At 45.0% G+C, this 12,616-nt stretch carries 15 protein-coding genes; 3 read left to right on the top strand and 12 right to left on the bottom strand.

Annotated elements, in window-relative coordinates:
- Nucleotides 1-65 precede the first annotated feature (65 nt).
- Genes ftsX through ftsY form a run of 3 tightly spaced genes read right to left on the bottom strand, consistent with a single transcriptional unit; the run spans nt 66 to nt 2,962 of the window.
- Nucleotides 66-1,034 (bottom strand): permease-like cell division protein FtsX, encoded by a 969-nt coding sequence (ftsX, locus tag MSG33_RS21600; protein WP_005393793.1) that lies wholly within the window; start codon nt 1,032-1,034, stop codon nt 66-68.
- Nucleotides 1,024-1,698 (bottom strand): cell division ATP-binding protein FtsE, encoded by a 675-nt coding sequence (gene ftsE / locus MSG33_RS21595; RefSeq protein ID WP_005393800.1) that lies wholly within the window; start codon nt 1,696-1,698, stop codon nt 1,024-1,026. The genes ftsX and ftsE overlap by 11 nt, the downstream gene beginning before the upstream one ends.
- A gap of 22 nt (nt 1,699-1,720) precedes the next feature.
- Nucleotides 1,721-2,962, bottom strand: coding sequence for a signal recognition particle-docking protein FtsY (gene ftsY / locus MSG33_RS21590; RefSeq protein WP_248382076.1), 1,242 nt, complete (start codon nt 2,960-2,962; stop codon nt 1,721-1,723).
- Nucleotides 2,963-3,192: 230 nt separating this feature from the next.
- On the opposite strand from ftsY, the gene rsmD reads away from it, so the two are divergent.
- A complete protein-coding gene (rsmD, locus tag MSG33_RS21585) occupies nt 3,193-3,792 on the top strand; it encodes a 16S rRNA (guanine(966)-N(2))-methyltransferase RsmD (protein ID WP_005378702.1) in 600 nt (199 codons plus the stop codon).
- Nucleotides 3,793-3,817: 25 nt separating this feature from the next.
- Nucleotides 3,818-4,084 (top strand): DUF1145 domain-containing protein, encoded by a 267-nt coding sequence (locus MSG33_RS21580; protein WP_005378704.1) that lies wholly within the window; start codon nt 3,818-3,820, stop codon nt 4,082-4,084.
- Between the two features lie 57 nt (nt 4,085-4,141).
- Here MSG33_RS21580 and MSG33_RS21575 read toward each other — a convergent pair whose 3' ends face one another.
- The 4 genes from MSG33_RS21575 to MSG33_RS21560 form a co-directional block, all read right to left on the bottom strand.
- Complete coding sequence (locus tag MSG33_RS21575; RefSeq protein ID WP_005389671.1) at nt 4,142-4,726, bottom strand: YhgN family NAAT transporter; 585 nt, start codon at nt 4,724-4,726, stop codon at nt 4,142-4,144.
- A 107-nt stretch (nt 4,727-4,833) separates the two neighbouring features.
- Nucleotides 4,834-5,055 (bottom strand): YecH family metal-binding protein, encoded by a 222-nt coding sequence (locus MSG33_RS21570; RefSeq protein ID WP_048626825.1) that lies wholly within the window; start codon nt 5,053-5,055, stop codon nt 4,834-4,836.
- A 69-nt stretch (nt 5,056-5,124) separates the two neighbouring features.
- A complete protein-coding gene (locus MSG33_RS21565; RefSeq protein WP_005393811.1) occupies nt 5,125-5,745 on the bottom strand; it encodes a lysoplasmalogenase in 621 nt (206 codons plus the stop codon).
- 1,082 nt (nt 5,746-6,827) lie between these two features.
- Nucleotides 6,828-7,196 carry a hypothetical protein gene (locus MSG33_RS21560; RefSeq protein WP_005393815.1) on the bottom strand — a complete coding sequence of 123 codons (369 nt, stop codon included), beginning with the start codon at nt 7,194-7,196 and terminating at the stop codon, nt 6,828-6,830.
- Nucleotides 7,197-7,524: 328 nt separating this feature from the next.
- Between MSG33_RS21560 and MSG33_RS21555 the strand changes: the two genes are divergently transcribed.
- A complete protein-coding gene (locus MSG33_RS21555; protein ID WP_012841295.1) occupies nt 7,525-7,854 on the top strand; it encodes a DUF2500 domain-containing protein in 330 nt (109 codons plus the stop codon).
- On the opposite strand, the gene MSG33_RS21550 is transcribed toward MSG33_RS21555, so the two are convergent.
- The 5 genes from MSG33_RS21550 to MSG33_RS21530 all read right to left on the bottom strand — a co-directional run bounded on the left by MSG33_RS21550 (nt 7,851) and on the right by MSG33_RS21530 (nt 12,504).
- Nucleotides 7,851-8,864 carry an acyltransferase family protein gene (locus tag MSG33_RS21550; RefSeq protein WP_134648299.1) on the bottom strand — a complete coding sequence of 338 codons (1,014 nt, stop codon included), beginning with the start codon at nt 8,862-8,864 and terminating at the stop codon, nt 7,851-7,853. The two genes, MSG33_RS21555 and MSG33_RS21550, sit on opposite strands and share 4 nt — an antisense overlap.
- 279 nt (nt 8,865-9,143) lie before the next feature.
- Nucleotides 9,144-10,361 carry an organoarsenical effux MFS transporter ArsJ gene (arsJ, locus tag MSG33_RS21545; protein ID WP_248382073.1) on the bottom strand — a complete coding sequence of 406 codons (1,218 nt, stop codon included), beginning with the start codon at nt 10,359-10,361 and terminating at the stop codon, nt 9,144-9,146.
- A gap of 256 nt (nt 10,362-10,617) precedes the next feature.
- Nucleotides 10,618-11,112, bottom strand: coding sequence for a cyclin-dependent kinase inhibitor 3 family protein (locus tag MSG33_RS21540; RefSeq protein WP_202600835.1), 495 nt, complete (start codon nt 11,110-11,112; stop codon nt 10,618-10,620).
- Nucleotides 11,113-11,124: 12 nt separating this feature from the next.
- Nucleotides 11,125-12,126: an ArsJ-associated glyceraldehyde-3-phosphate dehydrogenase gene (locus tag MSG33_RS21535; protein ID WP_248382071.1), complete on the bottom strand. Its 1,002-nt coding sequence runs from the start codon at nt 12,124-12,126 to the stop codon at nt 11,125-11,127.
- A gap of 42 nt (nt 12,127-12,168) precedes the next feature.
- A complete protein-coding gene (locus MSG33_RS21530; RefSeq protein WP_005393826.1) occupies nt 12,169-12,504 on the bottom strand; it encodes a metalloregulator ArsR/SmtB family transcription factor in 336 nt (111 codons plus the stop codon).
- Between the last annotated feature and the right edge of the window lie 112 nt (nt 12,505-12,616).

Genomic DNA, 12,616 nt, shown 5'->3' with positions numbered 1-12,616 from the left:
CGGTCTAAACAAGGGATCCAGATTAGCTAGTGCTAATAAAATCCAAGTAGTAAGACCTTCATCACTTAAACTGGTTCAATTTCTTTTAAATGTCGTTGCGCAGAAAAGCGCGCCGCAATGCATCCCAAAAGACTACCAATGATGATTAATAGCAAAGATTCATCCCAGCTTAGACCAATCAGGCGAAACTGGCTGTCGTACAATGCAGCAAGATCTTCCACCGCACTATTCATAACAATGGTCACTAAAGCCGTTACCAACCACGCGATGGTGGCACCTAATACGCCAAACCACATCCCCGTGTACAAATAAGGACGCAGAATAAAACTGTCCGTCGCACCGATCAGTTTCATGGTTTGAATCTCTTCTTTATTCGCCAGCACATTAAATCGCAACGTGTTGCCAACGATTAAAAATACCGCACCGAGCATCAACACTGTCAGAGTAATGACAATAATACTCGCGAGAGTTTTGATCGCATCAAGACGCGCCAGCCAATCTTCATCAAGTCTCACGTCGGTCACGTCTTGTTGCTCTCGAACGTCTTTGGCTAATGACTGAATATCACTTTTTAGCTCCGAGGCTGGCGTAATTACCAACACACCGGGTAGCGCATAGCCACTTAAAAGACTGATAGCCTGATCGAATCCTGCATATTGGCTTAAATCAGATAGACCTTGTTGCGGTGAAATATATTCCACCTCTTTTACCAAAGGCCAAGTTTCAATTTGATCTTTGAGAACCATCACACGTGCATCCGGCATGCCTTCTACTAAGTAAGCACTAACTTGCGAGGGAGATGCCACATCTTCCGCGGCACCCGCGACGTTTTTGCCCAGTAGATACAAACAAGCTGGCATAGCAAGTGCCATTGAAATCACGGCTAGGGTCAGGATATTACCTAAAGGTCGTTGCCATAAGGCGCTAAAAGAGGATTTTGCTTGTTTTGCGTGGACAGAGAAAAAACCATCGGTATTTGCACGCTTGGCACTGCGGCCTTTCCCCTTCTTTTGGGAGTGCTTGTTACCTGCCATAGTCTTCTACCTCACTTAGGAAGCCTTGGTTTAATTCAAAATGACGATACTGTGGGCGAGTGTTTACTAACCCCACATCGTGCGTGGCGAGTAAGATGGTCACTCCCGCACGATTAAATTCTTCGAACAACCGCAATACGCGATTGGATAGTTCGGGATCGAGGTTACCTGTCGGCTCATCAGCCACCAGCAACGTTGGTCGATTGACTACGGCACGAGCAATACCGACGCGTTGTTGCTCACCACCAGAGAGTTGGCTCGGCAGGCAACGAGCCTTATCAAGCAAGCCCGTTTTATCTAACGCCGCAGAAACGCGGCGTTTGATTTCGTTTTCAGAAATCGATTCGATGCGCATCGGCAGAGCGACATTGTCGTATACGCTGCGATCCATCAATAGGCGATGATCTTGAAAAACAATCCCAATATTGCGGCGCAAAAAAGGGATGTCTTTGCTTGGAATACGCGTGATGTCGTGGCCATTAAAATGGATTTTGCCATCGGTTGGTCGCTCTATCGCGCAGATCAATTTCAGCAAGGTACTTTTACCAGCCCCGGAATGTCCGCCTAAAAACGCCATTTCACCGCGCCTCAGGTGAAAATCGACTTTTTGCAGTGCTTGTCGACCACCTCGGTAAGCTTTGCTTACTTGCTGAAATTTGATCACCGTTGATTTCCTCTAACTCTTTTTATTCTTCACGACTAAACAGTGCGTCAATAAACTCTTGAGTTTCAAATGGACGCAAGTCTTCGATACCTTCACCCACACCAATGTAACGAATTGGAATACCGAACTGATCAGCAATAGCGAAAATTACGCCGCCCTTGGCTGTACCATCCAGCTTAGTCAAAGTAATCCCGGTTAGAGGGGCAACATCACTGAAAAGTTTCGCTTGGCTAATGGCATTTTGTCCTGTACCTGCGTCAAGCGTTAGCATGATCTCATGTGGTGCAGAGTCATCAATTTTCTTCATCACACGTACAATCTTACGCAGCTCTTCCATTAGGTTCGCTTTGTTCTGTAGACGACCTGCTGTATCAGCAATCACCACATCCACACCACGTGCTTTTGCCGCTTCAATCGCATCATAGATAACAGAGGCACTGTCTGCGCCAGTATGTTGAGCAATCACAGGAACATTATTACGTTCACCCCACACTTGTAGCTGCTCAACCGCTGCGGCACGGAAAGTATCTCCCGCTGCAAGCATCACTTTTTTGCCTTGAGTTTGGAACTGCTTCGCTAGCTTACCGATGGTTGTGGTTTTACCCACGCCATTTACACCCACCATCAAGATGACGTAAGGCGTTTTGTTGCTATCGATTTCTAGTGGCTGTTCGACTTTAGAAAGAATCTCAGCCATTTCTTCTTTCAACAAACCATAAAGGGCTTCGCCGTCTTTCAGATCGCCACGTGTGGCTTTTTCTGTCAGGTTGTTGATAATTTTTGTTGTGGTATTCATGCCCACATCAGCAATAAGCAGTTGCTCTTCTAGCTCTTCAAATAAGTCTTCATCGATTTTCTTACCGCTGAACAGACCGAAGAAGCCAGCACCAATATTTGCTTTTGTTCGGCTTAGGCTGCGTTTAAGACGAGCAAAAAAGCTTTCTGTTGGCTTTTCTTGTTCTTGAACACGAGGCGCGGCCGATACGACTTCTGGCTCCTCTGCTTCTGGCTCCTCTGCTTCTGCTTCTGCTTCTGCTTCTGCTTCTGCTTCTGCTTCTGCTGGGGCAGCCTCCGCTTTTTTCGATTCTTCTTCAAGTTCTGGCGTTGCTTCCGCTTGCTCAGCAGCCGCGTCGGTTTGCTGCTCTTCAGAAGGCGCTTCCACTGCTTCTTCTTTTACTGTTTCTTCAGTTTTTGGTTTTGGGCTTTGTTCTTCGTCACCAAAACCTAGCCACGAAAGTAATCCGCGCTTCTTTTTTTCCGTCATCTGGGGCTATCCTAGATTGTTCTTTTATCTATTAATGACTCTTTTTTGACAAGATTATTATCTGTCTAAAAAAGGCTAATGACAAAGTTGTGAAAACTTTCCGATTAGGTAATTCTAATCTTATTAGTGTTACACTCTGTCATCTTGAATATTCTGGGCTGTATCCAAGCTCCAAGCTCATTGCTTGGGCGATTAGATATAGTATCACTTTATTAGCGGTCAAAAAATCTATGGTAAGACGTCGCCAGCAAAACTCATCACAAAAAAAGCCAACAACGGGCTTTGTTCGCATTATTAGTGGCTTATGGAGAGGCAGAAAACTTCCTGTACACGATGCTGAAGGCTTACGCCCCACGACCGATCGCGTCAAAGAAACGCTGTTTAACTGGTTAGCTCAAGATGTACCACAGGCAAAATGTCTCGACTTGTTTGCTGGCTCTGGCGGCTTGGGATTTGAGTCAGCTTCGCGCCAAGCAGAGCAAGTGACCATGGTTGAGCTAAACCCACAAGCTTTCCAACAGTTACAAAAGAATGTTGCCTCTCTTAACGCGAACAACATCCAAGTGGTAAATACCGACGCACTGAGCTTTTTGAAGCAACCGGGTTCTGCTCACCATGTGGTGTTTATTGACCCACCGTTTCGCAAAGGCCTATTGGATGAGACCGTGGCTCTGCTAGAACAAAATGGCTGGCTCGCGGAAGATGCGATGATTTATATTGAAACAGAAAAAGAACTCAATATTGCCGACTTACCAGAAAACTGGCAATTACATCGAGAAAAAACAGCAGGCCAAGTGAGCTATCGTCTGTACGAACGTACCTCCGCATAACGCCTCGATTTAAAAGGATACTTAAATGAAAGCACTAATTATGCTGGCCAAAGCGGCTATCGCCTTTGTTTGGTTAGTATTAATCCTAAATATTTTTATGCCCTTTCCCGGCAATGCCGCGATTGCGCTATACATCATGACCGCTTTTTTGTTCATCATGCACGGTTTACAAATGGCCATCTTCATTGGTGCATTTGGCGACAAAATAAAAATGAGCAGTTGGGAAAAATATTCAATCCTGATTTTTGGTATTTTTGCCCTACTCGATATTCGTCGTAAACACATGATGTAATCGCTCAGATACGAAAAAGCCGCTCTTGTGAGCGGCTTTTTTTCTGCGTTTAGTTCGTCACCCAATGTAACTTTTTACACCATCCAAGAACATTTGAGTGGAGATCATCACCAGTAACAAGCCCATTAAGCGTTCTACCGCCTTCAAGCCACGTTCACCCAACAAGCGATTAAAGAAGCCATAAAACATCAGTATAAAAAATGTTGCGCCCCACGCAATTACGACTGATGCTGACATTTCCAACATTTTCTCTGGATGTTGCGAAGACAGTAAAAGCAAGGCTGCAATCACTGAAGGGCCCGCGATCATAGGAATGGCCATCGGAACAATAAAGGGCTCCTCGCCTGCTGCCAGTCCAGTGATGCTGCCAGCACTCGGGAAAATCATCTTAATCGCAATAATGAAGAGAATAATGCCACCTGAAATGCTGAGCGTTTCTGGCTGGACATGCAAAAAACTTAAGATGCTTTGTCCTGCAAACAGAAACAGCATCAAAATCAGTAAGGCAAACAGTAGTTCACGAATCAATACCTTACGACGACGCTTGGGATCGATATGTTTGAGAATAGACAACACAATCGGCAAGTTACCGAGAGGGTCCATGATTAGAAACAGCATGGTCGCTGCAGAAAGAATGTCCATATTCTGGCCTCACCTAAAAAATGGCGGCCAGTGTATAGCAAACTGACAACGTGAGTACATGGCTGAGGGCGAAAACAGCATATTCACCCTCGCATCATAGCCGCCGCTTAGTGATTGCAGACACGCGCCATATTGACCACAAACTTACCTTCAAGCTCACGGATTTTGTCGCGCTTGAGCAAAAATGCTAGCAATGTATCTAAGTCTAGATTATTCAGTTTACAGGTGTGAAAGCGAACGGTGTTGCCAAAGTGCTGTGCCAGCGCTTCGCGATCCATTGGCGTTTCTCGAAGTAGGTTTAGCAGCTCGTGGGCATGGATTTCACTCATTATTGACTCCAGTCATCAAGAACAATACGTCCAGTTTACTGAAATCTTCGGGAGCTGCTTTGACTTAAATTAGTAAATGATAGAGGCAACAATGAGGGCGTGGGCAAAGAAGTAGCTACCACTTACCCACAAATAGGCGTGTTTCATCGGTTTTCGGTAACCGTGTATCGCATACGCCAACGCCGAATAGATCAAAACTAGGGTTCCGCTGAAACCGATAGCATTGGCATAGCTCGGGGCCTGCAACCAAACTTCACCCGCCGCCCAAGCAAGCTGAACCAACATCATCCCCATGATCACAACAGGAAACACCAGAGAGTCGAGTTGAGGTAGCAACAAAAAGAACGCCACGATACTCGCTGCGAGCAGTAGGGCCAACAGCCACCAGACAATCTCACCATTAAGCTGCACCCAAAATGACTTGCTGTAGCACACCTGAGCAAGCAAATACGCAGCAAAGTAAATTAGCTTACGAGTTTTAAACGAGTGCAGCGTATCTGCCACCATAGAAACAATAAGCCCACCCGCAATCCAGTAGGTATATGTTGCGGATGCGCCTTGAGTTAACACCAACACAAGAAGAAGTAGCAGAGTAAAGATTTTAAACACGAGGGATTGTGTCGGGTTAGCTTGTTTTGCTCCCAACACGGAATACACACCTGATAGCCCTATCGCCAGCCAACTCCACATGCCGTATACACCTTTTACTTAAACTCGCCGCTAGTCTAGGTAGACCAGTTTTGATGTAAAGACACAATCTGCGAAAGTTGGATCTCGCTAGCGATTCGAAACATTTTGTAACCCTCAGTCTGCACAACAATTAAGTCGATGAGCCTTAGTGACGGCCATAAATATGGGGCACTGCCCTATCCCATGAGCCAAGTTCATCAAATCACACGGCACAGTAACCCGCGCTTATTAAAACAATTTAACTAAAAGCCAGCCCAATGGCCTTGGTAACCCATCACGTCAAAAACTGATGACTAAACCATCAGACTGCATACATCACAGGCAACAAGAATAAATAACAGACACAAAAAAGAAAATCGTCTTGGTAGTGAGCTAAAATAGTAGAAACCACCGCTGAACAGATTAGAACAACATGAAAAATCAAACTTAACTCAATAACAAAAACATCAAATAACGAACGTAAGCCAATGATAAATAAAGCCACATTCTCAATAACCATTGAAAACACCGACTTCATAAACCATCAAATCACTAAACACTTTTTAAGCCCATATTTTCTCATTAGATAAGAAAATTCCCCTTCCACACCTCAACTCAATGATGCACCTCCATAGCACATCTTTTTATTTTCTCAATTTTTGAGAAACACAGACAAAATCGGCAATCAACATACCAACCGAAACAAAAAACAATTTCCAAGCCAACAACAAACCAAGATTGACACTTTAAAATCATACACTTAAACAAAATACGAACAACAATCACACAATACGAGCATTTTAAATACAACACAAAAAACACAGTTTCATTAGTCAAAAACACGTAAAAAAAGACAAGTTAAGTGTATTTTTTGAAAAGATTATCGAGCATATGTTGATCAAACCCCAAAAACAGTGCTATATTAAATTCATCGAGTTCATCAAAGATTAAGGGGTAGTGTTATGATTTCATCTTCTCAAAAACAAGGGCTGGTAATGATTGCAGTGGTTGTGGGTTTAATGACACTGCCAATGATGTACTAACCTACTGATTAAAAATAAAAAAGGACGCAAATGCGTCCTTTTTTATTTATCTGTGCTTTTTTACTGTATGTGTTTGGACAAGATATCCCAATGCATGTAGTAGAAACCAAGAGCGGCGAGCGTAATCAACGTCATTAGCAAAATTGCTGCACGCCAAATAAAACGAGAGCTTCTTGGCGTTAGCTCTTTTTCACAAGCGTCACATGCCGCCATAAAGCCTTTCCGATCATCCAGCTTATAATCGTCTTCGTGAACCACTTTATTACGCACAGTAGCGATAAAACGAAGCTTTGCTATCACGTCATGTGGTAAACGTTCTTCACAACTATTAATAAGTTGGTGTAACCCTTTCCCTTCTGCATGGTACTGAGTACGCAAAAGTTTTTCGATCGTTCGGGTACGCATGACTACTTTTTCAATATCTGACATCGTAACCCTCCTTACCAGACCCTTCCCGTGTTCGTTATTTTTATTCTTCTATAAATTTAGAGCTTTTTCGAGCCGTTAAGTGCAATTTTACTTTCAATTTGTGCCCTTGAGCGCATATAGCCAGACAAGTGAAAGCTGCTTAGTTCAGCTTTAGTGACGTAGCTTGCAGATGAAGCAACGATTTCATCGCGTCCCCATTGAGATAAACCGTGAAGTGCGCCGAATAAAATTCATGTCCCTTTCATTAGATTATGAATAAGTTATCTCAACTCATCGTTTCATCAGTGAGTTCTGTAGAATAGAGCTCAATGAAACATCGGAGGTTAACATGCCAATCTCACTTATTGTTGCCCTGTTCGCCCTTATTGCTTTGGGCGCATGGGTATTTTTTCGTTTCTATAGCAAGCACTATGTGGGCGAAGATGCTCCAGAACAAAGTGCACAGGTAACTATTTTAGATAAGCAAGCTATCGACGTCCCAGATGCACCACCAGGCCAAGACGACCAAGAATATTGGATTTATGTCCAGCGCGGTTCTATTGGCCCTAAACGAGAGTTCCAAATTGGAGTGCACTACTACCATGCACTCAACCCTGGAGATAAAGGAACGCTAACCTATCGTGGTAACAAATTCCTTCACTTCGCCATCAAACGTTAAGGCAGTAACCAACGAGTCTTGGCAGAGCGAGAAAAGAGATAGCTCATCGCCAAGGCTCCAGCTCCACTGATAATGATCCAGACTGGAATCACCCATGCGGGATGTCCGGTGTACCAACCAAACGCTTTCATCGGCCATAAGAAAATTGGGTGAAGTAAATAAATCCCCAAGCTGTGCTGACTGATCACACTCACCACTTTTTGTACTTTTGGTGACAAGCCTTCCCCAAAGTAACGACCGATCATGAAAATCATCGAAGCCGCTAGAATGACATTCAGTGTTTTGTAAGACAGCCAGCGTCCAACCGTGTACTTCTCCGCCTCTAAACTGTTCGTCACGACCATAGTAAATGTCACAGCCAACGCGACGAGGCCAAACCCTGTAAATAAGGTCACCATAGAGCGGCTCAAAGGCACTTTTTGAAATAGAACATAACCCAGAGGAAGGTAACCCATGTAGAGCCACATTTGGTTACTCCACGGACCATCAATCTTGAACAAAAACAGCGTGCTGGTGAAAAGCCAAAATGCGAGATAGGTATACAACACATTGTCATCAACGTTGCGTACCATCCATTGGAACAACGGAATCACAAAATACAGCGGTATAAAGTAATAGAAAAAACCGAGGTGGTAATACGTTGCGTGGAATGGGCTATTGCTTAACACCTCTTTTACGGTTTCAAAGTCAAACCCTTGAGCCGTCCAGCCAGAGAGGTATGCATAAAACATCGACCAAATAAGAAATGGGACTAAGACTTTGCCTAAACGCCTTTTGATATAATACTTACCGTCAAATGGTCGAGTGTCACTGAGCATCAACGCTCCGGTGATCAGAATGAAAACTGGCACCGCCCAGCGGGTAACGCTATTAACGCCTACCGCCGTCAACCATTGGTCAAACGGAATCACTCCTAACTCATTTCGATAAGGGGCCAAGACGTGAATGGCGATCACTGCCACCGCAGCAAAGCAGCGCAATAAATCAAAAAACAGAACCCTTTCTCTCATACCTTTCCCTACTTTGAGTCGCTTATCGTTTATAGCATAGGGTAAATCTCAGCCAGTGAAATGGTTAACAATCTGTTTTTGCTTATTTTTAACGCAACAATGACCTACAACGGGGATTTCATCGCCACTCTAATCAATTAACGAGAAGCAAACATTAGCATTCACTCTCGATGCCAAACCCACACAGTTTGATTACATCAAACGGCGCATAAGAAATAAAAAATGGCTCCAAGTTGGAGCCATTTTTTACGATCTACAGATAAAAACACCGGGCAAAATTTACGCTGTGGCAACTTTAGCTTTTGGCAACTTAATCGAAATCAACGTCGTCAGCGCCAAGAAAGCAAAGGAGACCCATAAGCACGCCGCAAGACCAGCCTCTTGGTAGATCCAACCCGATAATACCGTGCCAATCAAACGTCCCATCGCATTGGCCATGTAATAGAAGCCAACATCCAGAGATACGCCATCGCCTTTGGCATAGCTCACTATCAGATACGAGTGCAGCGAAGAGTTAATGGCAAACACAGCGCCAAAAATCATTAACCCCACAACAATCACCAACTCAGGCTGCCAGCCGATTTGCACACCATAAGCAATACCGCCCGTAATTAACGCAAGAATTCCTGCCCATACTAATGCTGCACTACCATCAGGCACGCGACCTTGCGCTTTACCAGTAATACGCGGCGCAAAGCCTTGCACAAACCCATAAGCAATGACCCATGCGGCTAAAAAGCCACCGACCCACAAGTGATCCCAACCAAACACGCTGCCGAGATAAATAGGCAGAGCGACCACAAACCACACATCACGCGCCCCAAACAAGAACATACGTGCCGCAGATAAAATATTTATAGATTCGGATTTGGAGAAAATTTGGCGAAACTTAGGTTTGCTCTTTGCTTTACCCATGTCAGCTTCTAGCCAGATCATGCTGCAAACAAACACCAATGCAAGCACACTCGCCATAATAAACATCGAGTTTTGGAAACCCACCCAAGACAACAACAAGCCACCGACAAAGAAACCCGCTCCTTTGAGCGCGTTCTTCGAGCCCGTCAAAATGGCCACCCATTTGTAAAGCGCGCCTTGCTTCTCGTCTGGCACTAGCGTTTTAATCGCACTCTTAGCACTCATCTTGTTGAGGTCTTTGGCTATCCCCGACAAAGCTTGTGCCGCCATCACCCAAGGAATCGTCAGCCATGCGTTGGGTACTGCCAGCATCAACAACGCAAACACTTGCATCGCTAAACCAATGTTCATGGTTTTGTTCAGGCCTAACCTTGCGCCCAACCAACCACCAATCAAATTGGTCACCACACCAAAAAATTCATAGAAAAGGAACAGTGAGGCAATAGCTAACGTGGAATAACCCAAGTCGTGAAAATAGAGCACCACCAGCATACGCAGCGCTCCGTCGGTCACGGTAAAGTTCCAATAGTTAAACGTCACTAACATGTACTGACGAATACTTTTGCTCAATTGAGAAATCATATTGACCTCTTATGTACAGCGATAGAAGCATTTAGATCATCATGTGCCAAATGCTTATTAACCTGTACACCAACCATAAGGCGATACAACCTTAGTTCGAATTCACAAACACACCGAAATTTATAAACGGACAAATATAACCAATAAAAACAAAAATTTAGATTAATATCTTTAGTTTTACTTCTGACCTATTTTCCATTATATAAACCGGAACATAGCTTTTGGATCATGATGTTCCAAAAGCTATTTAAGCTGATCAAGCGTCTTTCGCCACGCGTTCGATGTACTCAAGCTGCACCGGTTTTGTAAACGCACCAGGGCGAAGCGCCTGCACTTCTCGCACGATATCTTCTAACTGCCATTTCTTCTCTAGCAGCAAGTGAGCCGCAAACAAACCTGTACGACCCGAGCCGCCCATGCAGTGCATCGCGACTTTGCCACCTTGAGCAAGAATCGCATGCAGTTCCGGACTGGCTTGGTGCCACTTCGCCGCAAATTCTTCACTTGGTGCGCAGTCATCTTCAATCTCGATCTGGAACCATTTCATGCCCAATTGCTGAGTGGTGTCACCCAAAGCCGCAACGTCTTTCGCTGCTAACTCGCTATCGTCCAATGCAGTAACGACCGCTTGAACCCCCTGCTCCTTCAACTGTTCCAACGACGCTTTCAACTCGACGCCTTTGGTACCCGGGCACGGTGTTAGGACTAATGCACCAGAGTCCAAATCTAATTGCCATGTAGGATGAGACATTGTGAACTCCTGTTATGCCAGACCAACGTTTCGAACCAATTCTGCGGTGCGCGTTGCGTATCCCATTTCATTGTCGTACCAGGCGTAAATCTTCACCATTCGTGAGCCAACCACCATGGTGGATTGTGCATCAACGATGGTTGAGCGTTGGTCGCCTTTGTAATCGATCGACACTAACGGACGTTCCTCAAAGCCAAGAATGCCTTTTAGCTCCCCTTCCGACGCCTCTTTCAGCAAAGCATTCACTTCTTCTGCTGTGGTATCGCGTTTTACATCGAAGATGATGTCGGTCAATGACGCATTCGCCAACGGTACACGTACCGCGTGGCCGTTAATCTTGCCTTTTAAATCTGGGAAAATTTCCACAATCGCAGTCGCACTACCGGTAGTGGTCGGGATAAGACTCATGCCGCACGCACGAGCACGGCGCAGATCTTTATGTGGCGCATCCAAAATGGTTTGCGTATTGGTCAAATCGTGAATTGTCGTGAAAGAGGATTGCTCAATGCCCAACTTCCCATGAATGACTTTCACCACAGGCGCTATACAGTTTGTTGTGCACGAAGCGGCTGTCACGATACGATGTTTTTCAGGGTCGAAAATATGATCGTTCACGCCAACAACAATGTTCGCAATGCCTTCTTCTTTCACTGGCGCACTCACCACCACGCGCTTCACACCTTGATCGAGGTATTGGTCTAGGTACGAGGTTTTGCGGTGTACACCTGTCGCTTCAATCACAACATCGCAGCCAGACCAGTTCACAGCGTCGATATCACGTTGCTGAGTCGTGGCGATGCGCTTGCCGTTGATGACGAGTTCATTGCCCTCAACCTGCACTTCATGGTGCCAACGACCTTGCACTGAATCGAACTCTAATAAATGGCCAAGCGTCGCTGCATCACCTGCGACATCGTTGATTTGCACAAACTCTAACTCTGGCCAGTCGAATGCCGCTCGCAGTGCTAAACGACCAATTCGGCCAAAGCCATTAATGCCTACTTTAATTGTCATAGTTTTACCCTTTAATCTTCTACCTTGAATCTCTGTTTGCTATTAACAGCAAGCCTCACGACTTTTATCGTGCAAGCGTGTGATGTCGTCTTGGTACTCTTGCTTCAAACAGTTTGATGCCACTAAGTCTTCAATCAGCTTACGCATCCAACCTGGTAATTGCTGCGATAACTCGTAGTACACCCATTGCCCTCGGCGTTTATCCACCAAGATGCCACTGGAGCGTAACTGAGCAAGATGACGAGAAACTTTCGGCTGACTCTCTTGCAACGCAAACGCCAAATCACCCACGCAAGTTTCGCCTTCACGGGCCACCAGCATTAAACAACGTACGCGCGTTTCATCGGATAACAGCTTGAAAAACTGATGTGGAAGCATAATAAACATACCTATATATGGATATGCGTATATACTTATTTAACTCTAGGATGTCGTCAAGAGTGATCCCAGAATCGTCATAAAAGTTTCACATCGAAACAGCCAATAAAGA

This window comes from Vibrio sp. 1CM7H (assembly GCF_023161645.1).
In the GTDB taxonomy this organism is placed as follows: domain Bacteria; phylum Pseudomonadota; class Gammaproteobacteria; order Enterobacterales; family Vibrionaceae; genus Vibrio; species Vibrio diabolicus.
The sequence above is the reverse complement of the archived record's forward strand: the minus strand, read 5'-3'. Positions and strand labels throughout refer to the sequence as shown.